The sequence below is a fragment of the Saccharothrix hoggarensis genome, assembly GCF_042678885.1.
GTDB classification, from domain to species: Bacteria; Actinomycetota; Actinomycetes; order Mycobacteriales; family Pseudonocardiaceae; genus Actinosynnema; species Actinosynnema hoggarensis.
Genome location: NZ_JBHTLK010000063.1, coordinates 1 through 14,469 on the forward strand (window position 1 = coordinate 1; position 14,469 = coordinate 14,469).

The 14,469-nt window shown below is 71.6% G+C and carries 13 protein-coding genes, 1 pseudogene and 1 riboswitch; of the genes and pseudogenes, 10 read left to right on the forward strand and 4 right to left on the reverse strand.

Annotation, left to right across the window (positions count from 1 at the left end; translation table 11 throughout):
- Positions 1 to 342 (reverse strand): annotated as a pseudogene (locus ACFQ3T_RS14735) (amino acid permease); the annotation flags it as partial.
- Positions 339 to 731 (reverse strand): DUF2000 domain-containing protein, encoded by a 393-nt coding sequence (locus ACFQ3T_RS14740; RefSeq protein WP_380723815.1) that lies wholly within the window; start codon positions 729 to 731, stop codon positions 339 to 341. The gene ACFQ3T_RS14740 and the pseudogene ACFQ3T_RS14735, both read right to left, overlap by 4 nt.
- 104 nt (positions 732 to 835) lie before the next feature.
- Between ACFQ3T_RS14740 and ACFQ3T_RS14745 the strand changes: the two genes are divergently transcribed.
- Positions 836 to 1,297, forward strand: a complete 462-nt coding sequence (locus tag ACFQ3T_RS14745) for an Lrp/AsnC family transcriptional regulator (protein ID WP_380723816.1) — start codon at positions 836 to 838, stop codon at positions 1,295 to 1,297.
- 9 nt (positions 1,298 to 1,306) lie between these two features.
- On the opposite strand, the gene ACFQ3T_RS14750 is transcribed toward ACFQ3T_RS14745, so the two are convergent.
- A complete protein-coding gene (locus ACFQ3T_RS14750) occupies positions 1,307 to 2,878 on the reverse strand; it encodes a dolichyl-phosphate-mannose--protein mannosyltransferase (protein WP_380723817.1) in 1,572 nt (523 codons plus the stop codon).
- Positions 2,879 to 2,902: 24 nt separating this feature from the next.
- Between ACFQ3T_RS14750 and rsmI the strand changes: the two genes are divergently transcribed.
- The 9 genes from rsmI (at position 2,903) to ACFQ3T_RS14795 (ending at position 13,949) form a co-directional block, all read left to right on the forward strand.
- Entirely contained in the window at positions 2,903 to 3,754 is an 852-nt protein-coding gene (gene rsmI / locus ACFQ3T_RS14755; RefSeq protein ID WP_380723818.1) for a 16S rRNA (cytidine(1402)-2'-O)-methyltransferase, read from the forward strand.
- A 293-nt stretch (positions 3,755 to 4,047) separates the two neighbouring features.
- Positions 4,048 to 5,838: a methionine--tRNA ligase gene (metG, locus tag ACFQ3T_RS14760; protein WP_380723819.1), complete on the forward strand. Its 1,791-nt coding sequence runs from the start codon at positions 4,048 to 4,050 to the stop codon at positions 5,836 to 5,838.
- Between the two features lie 13 nt (positions 5,839 to 5,851).
- Positions 5,852 to 6,688 (forward strand): TatD family hydrolase, encoded by an 837-nt coding sequence (locus ACFQ3T_RS14765; protein WP_380723820.1) that lies wholly within the window; start codon positions 5,852 to 5,854, stop codon positions 6,686 to 6,688.
- 319 nt (positions 6,689 to 7,007) lie between these two features.
- Positions 7,008 to 8,399: a transglycosylase family protein gene (locus tag ACFQ3T_RS14770; protein ID WP_380723821.1), complete on the forward strand. Its 1,392-nt coding sequence runs from the start codon at positions 7,008 to 7,010 to the stop codon at positions 8,397 to 8,399.
- 195 nt (positions 8,400 to 8,594) lie between these two features.
- A complete protein-coding gene (rsmA, locus tag ACFQ3T_RS14775; protein WP_380723822.1) occupies positions 8,595 to 9,473 on the forward strand; it encodes a 16S rRNA (adenine(1518)-N(6)/adenine(1519)-N(6))-dimethyltransferase RsmA in 879 nt (292 codons plus the stop codon).
- Between the two features lie 86 nt (positions 9,474 to 9,559).
- Positions 9,560 to 9,652: riboswitch (SAM riboswitch) on the forward strand.
- 202 nt (positions 9,653 to 9,854) lie between these two features.
- Positions 9,855 to 10,865, forward strand: coding sequence for a methionine ABC transporter ATP-binding protein (locus tag ACFQ3T_RS14780; protein ID WP_380723823.1), 1,011 nt, complete (start codon positions 9,855 to 9,857; stop codon positions 10,863 to 10,865).
- On the forward strand, positions 10,862 to 11,545 hold the full coding sequence (locus ACFQ3T_RS14785; RefSeq protein WP_380723824.1) for a methionine ABC transporter permease: 684 nt from the start codon (positions 10,862 to 10,864) through the stop codon (positions 11,543 to 11,545). Before ACFQ3T_RS14780 ends, ACFQ3T_RS14785 begins: the two co-directional genes overlap by 4 nt.
- A 30-nt stretch (positions 11,546 to 11,575) precedes the next feature.
- Positions 11,576 to 12,382, forward strand: a complete 807-nt coding sequence (locus ACFQ3T_RS14790; RefSeq protein WP_380723825.1) for a MetQ/NlpA family ABC transporter substrate-binding protein — start codon at positions 11,576 to 11,578, stop codon at positions 12,380 to 12,382.
- 601 nt (positions 12,383 to 12,983) lie between these two features.
- A complete protein-coding gene (locus ACFQ3T_RS14795) occupies positions 12,984 to 13,949 on the forward strand; it encodes a 4-(cytidine 5'-diphospho)-2-C-methyl-D-erythritol kinase (protein WP_380723826.1) in 966 nt (321 codons plus the stop codon).
- 1 nt (position 13,950) lies between these two features.
- Here the strand turns inward: ACFQ3T_RS14795 and ACFQ3T_RS14800 are convergent, their stop codons facing one another.
- The gene (locus ACFQ3T_RS14800) at positions 13,951 to 14,376 is read right to left on the reverse strand and encodes a PASTA domain-containing protein (protein WP_380723827.1); all 426 of its coding nucleotides are present in this window, start codon (positions 14,374 to 14,376) and stop codon (positions 13,951 to 13,953) included.
- Between the last annotated feature and the right edge of the window lie 93 nt (positions 14,377 to 14,469).

Below are 14,469 nucleotides of genomic sequence, written 5' to 3' on the forward strand. Positions count from 1 at the left end.
CACGCCGATCAGCGCCGGGTCGCCGCCGCCGAGCGCGTGGGCGACGTGCCGGCCGCCGACGAGGGCGCCGCCGAGCACCCCGTACGGCACCCCGACCAGGTAGAACCACCACGCCACGGGTCGGGCGGCGCGGTCGCCGAACGCCGTCCGCACGAAGCCGGCGCCGTCGCCCCGGTGCCGTTCGCCGAGCCGGGTGAGCTGCACCGCGACCGGGACGCTGAGCGCGAGGAGCGCGGCCCACGCGAGGAGCGAGGCGGGCCCGGCGGCCTCCGTGGCGAGCGCGGGCAGCACCAGCACGCCCGGCCCGAGCACCGCGCCGACGTACATCGCGGTGAGCTTCACGCCATCAGGGGAAGTCTGCGGGTCAACCGGGTGACCTCGGCGCGCGGGCCGTAGAGGGCGACGGCGACGTACTCGGGGTCCGCGGTCCGGGCGAGGGCTTCGAGGTACTCGCCGTACGCGCGGGACCGGCGGGCGACCTCCGTGAAGCCGATCTTCAGCACGCCGTCCGCCCGGTGCAGGGCCTTCAGCTGCTCGGCGGACGCGGTCAGGACCGGCACCGGGTGGGTGTTGAGGCCCAGGTGGAGGGCGCCGTCGGCGTCCTCGCCGTCCTCGCCGAGCAGGTCCGGGAGGCGGGCGCCGAGGGTGAGGCCGAGGTTGACGGCGGCGTTGGCGGCGAGGTTCGGCGGCAGGTCGTCACGCACGACCAGGGCGAGTTTGGTGGGCAGCACAGCGGCATCCGTTCGTTCGGTGGAATGCCGCCAAAGCTAGTGATCTGCACGCCGCAGTCCAGCCTGTCCGAACTTCGTTCGGCAGGGTTTGCCATGATCGGTTCATGGACGAACTTGATTCGGCGATCATCCGCAATCTGCAGCTGGATGCGCGGCTGACCAACCGCGAGCTGGCGCGGCGGCTCGGCGTGGCCGCCTCGACGTGCCTGGAACGGGTCCGCGCCCTGCGCGAGCGCGGCGTGATCAAGGGCTACCACGCCGACGTGGACCTGGCCGCCCTCAACCGCCCCGTCCAGGCCTTCGTGGCCGCCCGCCTGCGCCCCATGAGCCGCGCGGTGATCGCCGACTTCAAGGCGGCCATCGGCGCCCTCCCGGAGGTGACGGCGATGTACGTCGTGGCGGGCGACGACGACTTCCTCATCCACCTCGCCGTGCCGAACCTGGAACACCTGCACGCGTTCCTCATCGACCGGCTGAGCCAGCGCCGCGAGGTGATCAGCTTCCGCAGCTCGGTGATCTACGAGAGCATCCGGAACCCGGTGCTCACCGAGCTGCCGCCGCGCTGACCCGTCCGCTCAGTTCCAGGACGGCAGCCACTTCTGCGCGTCCCACACCTCCGGTGTGATCGGGATGCCGTTGAGGATCGGCCACAGCCACACGAAGTTCGCCACCACCAGGCCCACGTACAGGGCGACGGCCAGCAGACCCGTGCCCCGGCGCTCCCTGCCGTCGGTCCGCCGGCCCAGCACCTCGCCCAGCGCCAGCGCGATGCCGAGCACCAGGAACGGCGCCATCGGCGTCGCGTAGAAGAAGTACATCTGCCGGTCGACGTTGAGGAACCACGGCAGGAAACCGGCGCCGTAGCCGGCCAGCACGGCCGCGTACCGCCAGTCGACGCGGGAGATCGACTGCCACACCGCCCACGCCAGCACCGGGAACGCCAGCCACCACATGGCGGGCGTGCCGATCAGCATGATCGCGCCCACGCACGTCGGACCGCCGCAGCCCTGCACGGCGCCCTCGAAGTAGTAGAGCATCGGCCGCAGCCCCATCGGCCACGTCCACGGCTTCGACTCCCACGGGTGGCGGTTGGTCTCCGACGTGACCAGCTTGGTGTGGAACTCCAGCACGTTGCCGCTGTAGTACCAGAGCGCCCGCAGCGGCTCGGGGATCCAGCCGTCCGCCGGGATCTTCACGCCCGCGATGTGCCGGTCGATCGCCGTCTCCGACGCGAACCACGCCCACCACGTCGCCAGGTACGCCAGCACCGGGATCAGGAGCAGCGCGAACAGCGACGGCAGCAGGTCCTTCGCGAACGCGCCCAGCCACGGCCGCTCCACCCCGGCGGCACGGCGCGCGGTCGCGCTCCAGAGCACCGACATCACGCCGAAGAACGCGATGTACCAGAGGCCGGACCACTTCACACCGCACGCGAGGCCGAGCGAGACGCCGCCGGCGAACCGCCACCAGCGGAAGCCCAGCCACGGGCCGAGCGGCGAGTTCGTCACCCAGCCCTCGCGCACCGCGACGGCCAGCCGCGACCGCACCTGGTCCCGGTCCACCACCAGGCACGCGAACGCCACCACCACGAAGAACGCGAGGAAGATGTCCAGCATCCCCATCCGCGACTGCACGTGGCTCACGCCGTCCGCGATCAGCAGCACGCCGGCGATCGCGCCGATCAGGTCGGACCGCGTCATCCGCCGGGCGATCCGCACCACCAGCAGGATCGTCAGCGTGCCGACGAGCGCCGACGCAAACCGCCAGCCCACGGCGTCGTAGCCGAACAGCCACTGCCCGATCGCGATGAGCTGCTTGCCCAGCGGCGGGTGGACGATCAGCTCGTAGCCGGGGTTGTCCTCGTACCCGCCGTTGCGCAGCACCTGCGCGCCCTGCGGCACGTAGTGCTTCTCGTCGAAGATCGGCGTGCCCTTGTCGGTCGGGAACCCGAGGTTCCAGAACCGCACCACCCCGCCGATCAGCGCCACGGTGAGCGTGACGAGCCAGCCCCGCAGGGCGGTGCCCATCGGGCCGGGTTCGAGCTGGCGGGCCCGCGACTCGCGGTCGTTGCCCGGTGGGGGGCCGGCGGGCGGGACCTCGCCGGCCACGACCACGTCGTCTGCGGACTGCGGTGCGATCAGGCTCACGCGCCCGATCGTAGGGTGAGAGGCGTGAGACCTGTATCTGGATCAGGCCGTTTGGTGCTGGCCGCTACTCCGCTCGGCGACGTCCGGGACGCTTCACCACGCCTGGTGGAGGCGTTGGGGACGGCCGACGTCATCGCGGCGGAGGACACCCGGCGACTCCGGTCCCTCGCCGCGGCCCTCGACGTGACGCCGTCCGGACGGGTCGTGAGCTTCTACGACCAGGTCGAGACGGCCCGCCTCCCCGGCCTGCTGGAGGCCCTGCGCGACGGCCGCACGGTGGTGCTCGTGACGGACGCCGGCATGCCCAGCGTGTCCGACCCCGGCTACCGGCTCGTGACGGCGTGCGTGGCCGAGGACATCCGGGTGACGTGCCTGCCCGGCCCGTCCGCGGTGACCACGGCGCTGGCCGTGTCCGGGCTGCCGTCGGACCGGTTCTGCTTCGACGGCTTCCCGCCGCGCAAGCAGGGCGAGCGGCGGAAGTGGTTCGCGGCGCTGGCCGACGAGCCCCGGACGTGCGTCTTCTTCGAGTCGCCGCACCGGCTGGCGGACACCCTCGCCGACGCCGCGTCCGTGCTGGGCGCCGACCGCCAAGCCGCCGTCTGCCGGGAGCTGACCAAGACGTACGAGGAGGTCAGGCGGGGTGGGCTCGGCGAGCTGGCCGAGTGGGCCGCCGAGGGCGTGCGCGGTGAGGTGACGGTCGTGCTGGCGCCCGCGGAGGCCCGCGACACGCCGCCGATGGAGGTGCTGGTCGCCGAGGTCAGGCAGCGCGTGGCGGACGGCGAGCGGACGAAGACGGCGGCGGCCGAGGTGGCGGCGGCGGCGGGCGTGAGCAAGAAGGCGCTCTACGACGCCGTGATCAGCTCGACGACGCCGTGATCAGCGGGTCCTGACGGGCACGAGCCGCACGTCGACGCCGGGCAACTCCCCGAACCACGCCCGTTCGTCGGTGGTCACCACCGTGCGGTTCGTCGCGCGCGGTCGCCGCGATGATCACGTCGCGCGCGCCGCGGCCGCCACGTCGGTGAGCCTGTGGAGGGTGGTGCCGCCGGAGGTGCCGCCGCGGGTGCCGTGCCAGCCGGGGATTGGGCCTGCCCGGTTCGGCCAGTTGACCGCCCCGGCTACCGGTGACCCGCGAAAACCCGCTGGGACGACCTCCGTAGGCTTGGCCCATGAGTGCCTCCGTGCTGACCGCGGTGGCGTGGCCCTACGCCAACGGCCCCCGCCACATCGGTCACGTCTCCGGTTTCGGTGTCCCCTCCGACGTGTTCTCCCGCTACATGCGCATGTCGGGCAACCGGGTGCTGATGGTCTCCGGCTCGGACGAGCACGGCACGCCGATCTCGGTGCAGGCGGAGAAGGAGGGCATGTCCACGCGCGAGCTCGTGGACAAGTACCACCGCGTCATCGCGAACGACCTGCACGGCCTCGGCCTGTCCTACGACCTGTTCACCCGGACCACCACCGGCAACCACTACCAGGTGGTGCAGGAGCTGTTCCTCTCCCTCTGGCGCAACGGCTACGTGGTGCCCAAGACGGAGATGGGCGCGATCAGCCCCTCCACCGGCCGCACCCTGCCCGACCGCTACATCGAGGGCACCTGCCCGATCTGCGGCTACGACGGCGCCCGCGGCGACCAGTGCGACAACTGCGGCAACCAGCTCGACCCCGTCGACCTGAAGAACCCGCGCTCGCGCATCAACGGCGAGGTGCCGAAGTTCGTCGAGACCGAGCACCTGTTCCTGGACCTCCCGCAGTTCATCGACGCCCTCGGCGGCTGGCTCCAGACCCGCGCCGAGTGGCGGCCGAACGTGCTGAAGTTCAGCCAGAACCTCATCGGCGACCTGCGCCCGCGCGCCATCACCCGCGACCTCGACTGGGGCATCCCGATCCCGCTCGACGGCTGGCGCGACCAGCCGATGAAGCGCTTCTACGTGTGGTTCGACGCGGTGATCGGCTACCTCAGCGCGTCCGTCGAGTGGGCCCGGCGCAGCGGTGACGAGGACGCCTGGAAGGAGTTCTGGACCGGCGACGCCCAGGGCTACTACTTCATGGGCAAGGACAACATCGTCTTCCACTCGCTGATCTGGCCGTCGCTGCTGCTCGGCCAGAACGGCCAGGGCGCGAAGGGCGGCGAGCCGGGCGCGTTCGGCGCGCTGAACCTCCCCACCGAGGTCGTCAGCTCCGAGTTCCTGACCATGAGCGGGTCGAAGTTCTCCACGTCCCGCGGCACGGTCATCTACGTGACGGACTTCCTGAAGGAGTTCGGCCCGGACGCGCTGCGCTACTTCATCTCGGTCGCCGGCCCCGAGAACCAGGACACCGACTTCACCTGGGAGGAGTTCGTCCGCCGCACGAACTTCGAGCTGGCCAACGAGTGGGGCAACCTGGTCAACCGGTCGATCTCCATGGCGCACAAGAACGTGGGCGCGGTGCCGAGGCCGACCAGCCCCACCCAGGCCGACCACGAGCTGCTGGCCCTGTCGAAGCAGGCGTTCGACGTGGTGGGCGGGCACCTGCGCCGCTCCCGCTTCAAGCAGGCGTCGAGCGAGGCGATGAAGGTCGTCGGCGCGGCCAACCGCTACCTGTCCGACCAGGAGCCGTGGAAGCTGAAGGACGACCCGGAGCGCCGCGACACCGTGCTGCACACCGCCTTGCAGGTCGTGCAGGACGCGAACGCGCTCCTCACGCCGTTCCTGCCGCACTCGGCGCAGAAGGTGCACGAGGCGCTGGGCGGCACGGGCGTGTGGGCGGCGCAGCCGCAGCTGACCGACGTGGCCGACCTGGACGTGCCCGACCGCGAGTACCCGGTGCTGACCGGTGACTACGCGGCCGAGCAGGCGACGTGGGCGTCGACGCCGATCGAGGTGGGCCGCCCGCTGGCCAAGCCCGCGCCGCTGTTCGCGAAGCTCGACCCGGAGCTGGGTGAGACCGGCCCCGAGTGGGCGCCGATCGTCAAGTGAGGCCCGAGAACCGTTGACCAAGCGCCGCGGCGAGCGGCCACCGGCGCCGGAGACCCTTCCGGCGCCGGTGGTCGACGCCCACACCCACCTGGACGCGTGCGGCGCGACGACGCCGGACGACGTGAAGGCCATCGTCGACCGGGCCGCGCTGGCCGGTGTCGACCGCGTGATCACGGTCGCCGATGACCTCGACTCCGCCCGCTGGGCCGCCGAGGCCGCCACGTGGGACGACCGGGTGTTCGCCGCCGTCGCCCTGCACCCCACCCGCACGTCGACGTTCGGCCAGGCCGAGCAGGACGTCCTGGCGGCGCTCGCCGAGCACCCGAGGGTCGTCGCGATCGGCGAGACCGGCCTGGACTACTACTGGGACTACGCGCCCAGATCGGCGCAGCACGAGGCGTTCCGGTGGCACATCGACCTGGCCAAGCGCGTCGGCAAGGCGTTGATGATCCACGACCGGGACGCGCACGACGACATCCTGAAGGTGCTCGACGCGGAGGGCGCGCCGGACACCGTCGTCTTCCACTGCTTCTCCGGCGACCTCTCCTTCGCGCGCGCGTGCGTGGAACGCGGGTTCGTGCTGTCGTTCGCGGGCACCACGACGTTCCGCAACGCCCACGCCCTCAGGGAGGCCGCGCGGTGGGCGCCCGAGGACCACGTGCTGGTCGAGACGGACGCCCCGTTCCTCACGCCCCACCCGTACCGAGGTCGCCCGAACGAGCCCTATTGCGTGAACTACACGCTCCGGGACCTGGCGACCCTGCGTGACGCCGACGTCGGTGAGTTGGCGGCGAAGATCACCCGAAACGCCGAACGCGTCTTCCGTCTCAGTGACGTGGCGGAGTCGTAGTGCTCCTTACGACGAATGGCCGACAGACTTGCTCCCCTAACGGAGTGACTGACCTCACAAGGGTTGTGGGGGTGTTGGCACAACCACCGCGCACCCGTTACGGTCCCGTGACCGTGCCCCGAGTTCCCGTTCGGGGCGCACCCGCAGTCGGGGCGGGTCTCAGAGGACCAGAAGCGAGAAGCAGCGCGGACGCACAGGAGTTGCCGGAGATCACCAGCTGACCACCGACATCGAACGTGCGCGTCGCCGGACTTCGCGCCTTCAGGAGGTATGGCACCCCGTGAACTCGTTCAACGAGGACACCGACTGGTTTACGCCCGTGCAGACACCCGTGACCGGTGTGGACGTCCTGGACAGACCCGGGCCGCCGTCCGAGTGGGACACCGCGGTGTTCACCATCACCCCGGACGACGTCCTGGACGTGCTGGGCCCCGACGCCGACGCGCTGCTCGAGAGCGCGAACGTCGACGTCGACGAGCTGATCCGGCTGATCAACGCCGAGACCACGCTCCTCCCCCCGATCATCATCCCCGACGAGGTCTCCCAGGACCGGGTCGCGAGCAGCCTGGCCGCCGAGCAGCCGAGCGCCCCGCCCGCCGCACTGGTCGAGGCCGCGGGGAAGTGGAAGCGGCGCTTCCTGAAGGCCGCGGTCGCCACCGTGCTGGTGACCATCTCCGGCGGCGGCGCCACCGCGATCGCGATGGACAAGTCCGTCACGGTCGACGTCGACGGGGAAGCCAAGACCGTCCGCACCTACGAGTCCACCGTCGGTGAGATCCTCGCCGACGAGGGCATCACGATCGGCGAGCACGACGCGCTCAGCCCGTCGCCCCAGGCGAAGGTCAGCGACGGCGGCAAGATCTCCCTCGACCGCGGCCGGCTCGTGAAGGCGACCGTCGACGGCGAGCAGCGCGAGGGCTGGGTCCGCTCCGTCACCGTCGACGAGGCGCTGGAGCAGTTGCAGGTCGACGACGAGGGCGCGTGGCTCTCCCACGACCGCGGCATGGACGTCCCCCTCAGCGGGCTCGCGCTCGAGGTCAAGAGCCTCAAGACGATCACGCTCTACGACGGCGGCAACGCGCCCCGGCAGCTCCAGACGACGGCCGTCACCGTCGAAGAGCTGCTGAAGAGCGAGAACCTGTCGCTCGGCCCGGACGACAAGCTCGAAACGGCGATGGACCTGCGCGTCACCAACGGCGCCGAGGTCCACATCACCCGCACCGGCGTCTCGGTGATCAACGCGACGGAGGCCATCCAGCCGCCCGTCGAGGAGATCAAAGACGACACGATGATGAAGGGCCAGAAAGAGGTCGTGGAGCCGGGTGAAGCCGGCGAGCAGATCGTCACCTACCGCGTCACGGTGAAGAACGGCCAGGAGATCGGCCGCGAGAAGCTGGGCGCGAAGGTCACCAAGGAGCCGAAGGCCAAGAAGGTCAAGGTCGGCACCAAGCTCCCGCCCGACGGCGCCGTGTGGGACGCCCTCGCCCAGTGCGAGGCGACCGGCAACTGGGCCATCAACACCGGCAACGGGTACTACGGCGGCCTCCAGTTCAACAAGGGCACGTGGGACGCGTACGGCGGCAGCCAGTACGCCGCGTACCCGCACCAGGCGACCCGTGAGCAGCAGATCGCGATCGCGACCAAGCTCCGCGACGCCCGCGGCGGCTACTCCGCGTGGCCGCACTGCCAGCAGAAGCTGGGCCTGCCGTGACATTTGCGCCGCCTTCGGCGTCGCGGCTCGGTCGCCATTGAGTCGGTCGTTCGCGCCTGATTTTCCGACGATCGAAAAGCGTGATCGTCGGAAAATCAGGCGCGAACGACCGACGCGACCTCGCGGTGGTGGTCCTGTTTGCGGCCGTGAGGTGGTCTAGGTGGGCTTGGGGCCGGCGTCGTGGAGAATGGCCGGGTGACTGAGGATTCGACGTCGGCCGGAGCGGGGAGTCGGCTCCTCGGGCCGGCTGACGTCCGTCGGCTGGCCGCCGAGCTGGACATCCGCCCCACCAAGAAGCTCGGGCAGAACTTCGTGCACGACCCGAACACCGTGCGTCGGATCGTGGCGGCGGCCGAGCTGGGGCCCGACGACGTGGTGCTCGAAGTCGGCCCCGGGCTGGGCTCGCTGACGTTGGCGCTGCTGCCGTCGTGCCGGGCGCTGGTGGCCGTGGAGATCGACGGGGTGCTGGCCGAACGGCTGCCGGTGACGGTGGGCGAGCGCGCGCCCGAGCTGGTCGACCGGCTGTCCGTGGTGCACGCCGATGCGATGCGCGTCACAGCGGCCCAGCTGCCCGTGGCGCCTACAGCGCTCGTCGCGAACCTGCCGTACAACGTCGCCGTGCCCGTCGTGCTGCACCTGCTGGCCGAGCTGCCGTCGTTGCGCACCGGCCTGGTGATGGTCCAGTCCGAGGTGGCCGACCGCATGGCCGCCGGCCCCGGCAGCAAGGTGTACGGCGTCCCGAGCGTGAAGCTGGCCTGGTACGCGGACGCCCGGCGGGCCGGTCCGGTGCCCCGTTCGGTGTTCTGGCCCGTGCCCAACGTCGACTCCGCGCTGGTCGCGTTCGAGCGCCACGCGCCACTGTCCACCGTGGACCAGAAGGTGCTGTTCTCCTTGGTGGACGCGGCTTTCGCGCAGCGGCGCAAGATGCTGCGCGGCGCGCTGTCCGGGTGGGCCGGTTCGGCCGCCGAGGCTCACCGGCTGCTCGTCGCGGCGGGCGTGGACCCGGAGGTGCGCGGCGAACAACTGGCCGTCGACGCGTTCGTCCGGATAGCCGAGGCCGCTTCTTCTCGATAGTCGTTGATCTGACGGCCGACAGTGTGATTTGCCGGACGATCCCGTTTCAGGCTTGCGTCGGCCCGGTCCGGTCAGGTGTACTCGTGGTGCCATCCCGAGCGGCCGAGAGACCTGGCTCTACGACGCCGCAGCAACCACCCCTCCATGGGGGCAGGTGCTTCAGCCAGGATCGATGGAGGATCACGTGCCCAGGATGCGAATGCTCACCCGCCGACGGGTCGTCGACCACGGTCGACGCACGTCCTCGGCCTGTCGCAGCTGCTAAGAGCTCTTAGGCGCTTTCGAATCCTCGCGTCCCCCTCGCGGGACACCTTTCTGAGCTGAGCCGCCGGTCTCGCACGCCCTGGGCGTGCGCTGCCGCACGCAGTCGTGGAGCGAAACGTGATCACTGTCGAGAACCTCACCAAGACCTTCCCCGGGAGTACCGGGCAGGTTCGCGCGCTGGACGGCGTGAACCTGGACGTCGCCGCGGGCACCGTCCTCGGCGTCGTCGGCCCCAGCGGCGCGGGCAAGTCCACCCTGGCCCGGTGCGTCGCCCTGCTCGAACGCCCCGACAGCGGCGCGATCCGCGTCGACGGCACCGACCTCGTCTCGCTCGACGGCACCGCGCTGCGCGCCGCCCGCCGGCAGATCGGCGTTGTGCCGCAAGGGGATTCCCTGCTGCGCCAGCGCACCGCCGCGGGCAACGTCGCGCTCCCGCTGGAGGCCGCGGGCGTCGCCGGGCCGCAGCGCCGCACGCGTGTCGCCGAGCTCCTCGACCTCGTCGGCCTCACCGACAAGGCCGGCTCCTACCCCGACCAGCTGTCCGGCGGCCAGCGCCAGCGGATCGCGGTCGCCCGCGCGCTCGCCGCGTCGCCGTCCGTGCTGCTGGCCGACGAGCCGACGTCCGCGCTCGACCCCGACACCACCGGCTCCGTGCTGACCGTGCTCGACCGGGCGCGCGCCGAGCTGGGTGTGACGGTCCTCGTGGTCACGCACGACATGGGCGTGGTCCGGCGGATCTGCGACGACGTCGCGGTGCTGGAGGACGGCCGGGTCGTGGAGCACGGCAAGGTGCTCGACCTCGTGTCCGACGCCGGCAGCCGCACGGCCGCGTCCCTGCTGCCCGCGGTCGACCAGAACCCGGCCGCCGAAGGCGCGTTCGACCGGGTCGCCGACATCGTGCTGGTCGGCTTCGCGGCCGTCGGCGCGCTGCTGCCCGAGGCGGGCAGCCGGTTCGGCGTCGACCTGAACCTCCTGGGCGGCGGCCTGACCCGGCTGGGCGAGACCCCGGTCGCGCGCTTCCGCGTCGGCCTGAAGGGCGAGCGCTCGGACTCGGCGCTGGAGTGGATCTCCGAGGCTGGTGGCGCGGTGCGCCGGACCCTGGCGGGTCCGCAGGGAGTAGCTGCGTGAGGTCTGCCACACCCTGGTCGGAGGTCTTCGACCAACTGCTCGTCGCCACCGGTGAGACGTTGTACATGGTGGTGGTCTCGACCGTCATCGCGGTTCTGCTCGGCACTCCCGTCGGCATCTGGCTTCAGCTCACCGCTCCCGGTGGGCTGAAGCCGCGGCCGGCGGTGCACAAGATCCTCGGGTTCGTCGTGGACCTGGGCCGGTCCATGCCGTTCCTGGTCCTGCTGGTGGTGCTCACCTCGCTGACCAGGCTCCTGCTCAGCAGCACCATCGGTCCCACGGCGGCGATCGTGCCGCTGTCCGTCGGCGCGATCCCGTTCGTCGGCAGGCTCATCCAGAACGTGCTGTCCGAGGTGAACGTGGCGGTGGTCGAGGCCGCCGTCACCACCGGCTCGTCCACGCTGCGGATCGTGCGCAGCGTGCTGCTCCGCGAGTCGCTGCCCGCGCTCGTGAACGCCATCGGCGTGACCGCGATCGCCCTGCTCGGCTACTCGGCGATGGCCGGCGTGGTCGGCGGCGGCGGTCTCGGCGACCTCGCCGTGCGCATGGGCTACCAGCGGTTCAACGACCGCTACCTGTGGAGCACCGTCGTCGTGCTGGCCATCATCGCCACCGCGATCCAGCTCGCCACCAACCGCGTCGCGCGCGGCGTCGACCGCCGCCGCACCGCGTCCGTCTGATCAAGCCACACTCTTCCCATAAGGAACGACATGCGTATTCGTGCTGCCCTGCTCGCCGTGCTGCTGACCGCAGTGGGCTGCGGTAGTGGCGACACCGGCGCCGCCTCGGACCCGAACGCGGCGCTGAAGGTCGGCGTGAGCCCCGTCCCGCACGCCCAGGTGCTGCGGTACGTGGCGGACAACCTCGCCGCCGCGAAGGGCCTCAAGATCGAGGTGGTGGAGTTCACCGACTACGTCCAGCCGAACACCGCGCTGGTCGACGGGTCGCTGGACGCGAACTACTTCCAGACCGTGCCGTACCTGGACACGTTCAAGGCGGAGAGCGGCGCGCCGCTGGAGTGGATCGGGCCGGTGCACATCGAGCCGCTCGGCGTGTACTCGAAGAAGCACAAGTCGCTGGCCGACCTGCCGTCCGGCGGGAAGGTCGCCGTGGCCAACGACGCCACGAACGAGGCACGGGGCCTGAAGCTGCTGCAGGACAAGGGCGTGATCAAGGTGAAGCCGGGCTCGGAGGCGACGGCGACCGTCCGCGACATCGTGGAGAACCCGAAGAACCTGGAGTTCGTCGAGTTGGAGGCGGCGCAGCTGCCCCGGTCGCTGGACGACACGGACGCGTCCGTGGTGAACGGCAACTACGCCATCGACGCCCAGCTCAACCCGGCGGAGGACGCCCTGGTGCTGGAGAAGGCCGAGGGCAACCCGAACGCGAACGGCCTGGTGACGCGGGCCGAGCTGAAGGACGACAAGCGGATCAAGGACCTGCTCGACCTGCTCCAGTCGCAGCAGGTCAAGGACTACATCAAGCAGGAGTTCTCGGGGTCGGTCCTCGCCGTCTGACCGAACGCCACTCCCGGGCCGCCCGCGCGATCGACACGATCGACGCCACCGTCGCAACGGTCGCAACGGTCGCAACCGTGGGGGCGGCCCAGGGAGTGGGCGTGGAATGCGTGCTTCGCAGGGGTCCTCGCCAAGGGGACCCCTGCTTTAATCCTGCCAGGTCGGACCGACGATGTCGGGCCGTGCGCGTCGACCTGTGGACAACTCCCGCACCCGGCCCGACCCGTGGTCGGGAGCCTTCCCGAGCTGGCCCGGATCTCGCGCGGAAGGCTGTCCCGCGCCTGGTCCGACCCGTGCTCGGGAGCCTTTTCCGAACCGGCCCGGATCTCGCGCTGGAGCCTGTCCCGTGGCCGGCCCGACCGTGTTCCCCGACCCTGTCCCGTGGCCGGCCCGACCGTGTTCCCCGACCCTGTCCCGTGGCCGGCCCGATCCCGCCCCGGACCCGTGTCCCGGCCCCGGCCCGACCGTGTTCCGGCCCTGGCCCGGAGCCGGGGCCGCCGCACGTGTCAGGTGACGTGTCCCGGCACCGGTTCGGCGCTTTCCGCGCAGGTCATAGGTCGGTAGGAGCGGACAACCCGGAAACGCCCGTACGCTTCATGGCGTGCTCGCTGTCGTCCCACCCCCGGTCACCGTCCGCGTCCCGGCCAAGGTCAACCTGCACCTTGCCGTCGGAGATCCGCGCGCGGACGGCTACCACGACCTGGTGACGATCTTCCAGGCCTTGTCGCTCACCGACGAGGTGACCGTCGCCATCGCCGACGACCCCGGCGTCGAAGTGCACGGCGAGGGCGCCGACTCGGTGCCCACGGGCCCGTCCAACCTGGCCTGGCGCGCGGTGCGGGCGTTGGCGCAGCACGTCGGCCGCGACCCGGACGACCCGAAGGTCCGCGTCGTCATCCGCAAGTCCATCCCGGTCGCCGGCGGCATGGCGGGCGGCAGCGCGGACGCGGCGGCGACGCTCGTCGGGCTCGCCTCGCTCTGGAGGCTGGAGATCAGCCGGGACGAGCTGGCCGGCCTGGCGGGCAAGATCGGCGCCGACGTCCCGTTCGCCATCTACGGCGGCACGGCGCTGGGCACCGACCGCGGCGACCGGATCGTGCCCGTGCTGTCCCGCCACACGTTCCACTGGGTCCTCGCGTTCGACCGGCGCGGCCTGTCCACGCCCGAGGTGTTCGACGAGCTGGACCGGCTCCGCGCGGACGGCGACCCGCCCCGCGTCGGCGAGGCGGAGGCCGTGCTGGAGGGCCTGGCGTCGGGCGACCCGCGCCAGCTCGCGCTGCTCCTGGGCAACGACCTGCAGGCCGCGGCCGTGTCGTTGCGCCCCAACCTGCGCCGCACGTTGCGCGCGGGCGTGAACGCGGGCGCGCTGGCCGGCATGGTGTCCGGGTCGGGGCCGACCTGCGCGTTCCTCTGCACGGACGGCGACTCGGCGGTGCGCGTGGCGGCCGAGCTGGCGGGCGCGGGCGTCTGCCGGACGGTGCGCGTGGCGCAGGGGCCGGTGCACGGCGCGCGCGTCATCGGCACCGAGGAGGCACCCCGGCCGACCCCGCCCGAGGTGCACGCCTGACCTACTCGCCGGTCTTCTTCGCCGACAGCAGCACCTCGGTGTCGCACGGGACGACCTGGCCGGCGGCCGGCGTCTGCGCGGTGGTCGTCCAGTTCCGGTCGAGGGCCAGCACGCGCCCCTGACCGGTCGCGTCCACCTCCCGCAGCCGGTAGAGGCCCGCGGCCTGCATGGTGTCCTGCGCGGTCTGGTGGACCATGCCGACGACGTGCGGGACGGTGCACGTGTCGGCGGCCGGCGCGGGCGCGGCGGTGGTGGCGATGGGCGCGGTCGTGCCCGCGGGAGCGGTCGTCGTGGCGGGAGGAGCGGTGGTGACGGCGTCGGCGGGCGCGGTCACGGTGACGGTCGTCGCGGGCGGCACGGTCGCGCTGCCGCACCCGGCGACCACCAGGGCCGCCAGCACGCCGGCGACCCGTTTGAGCTGTGACATCGGACTCCCAGTGTCGGTTGTGGCCGTTACGTCGGGTCCGGGCGGGACGTCGTTACCGGGGCGATAGCTAGGCTGGCGTACCGCGGGTGTCCA

Coding starts and splice junctions, on each gene's coding strand:
- ACFQ3T_RS14745 (WP_380723816.1), top strand. CDS start 836: ATGGACGAACTTGATTCGGCGATCATCCGCAATCTGCAGCTGGATGCG.
- ACFQ3T_RS14800 (WP_380723827.1), bottom strand. CDS start 14,376: ATGTCACAGCTCAAACGGGTCGCCGGCGTGCTGGCGGCCCTGGTGGTC.
- metG (WP_380723819.1), top strand. CDS start 4,048: ATGAGTGCCTCCGTGCTGACCGCGGTGGCGTGGCCCTACGCCAACGGC.
- ACFQ3T_RS14790 (WP_380723825.1), top strand. CDS start 11,576: ATGCGTATTCGTGCTGCCCTGCTCGCCGTGCTGCTGACCGCAGTGGGC.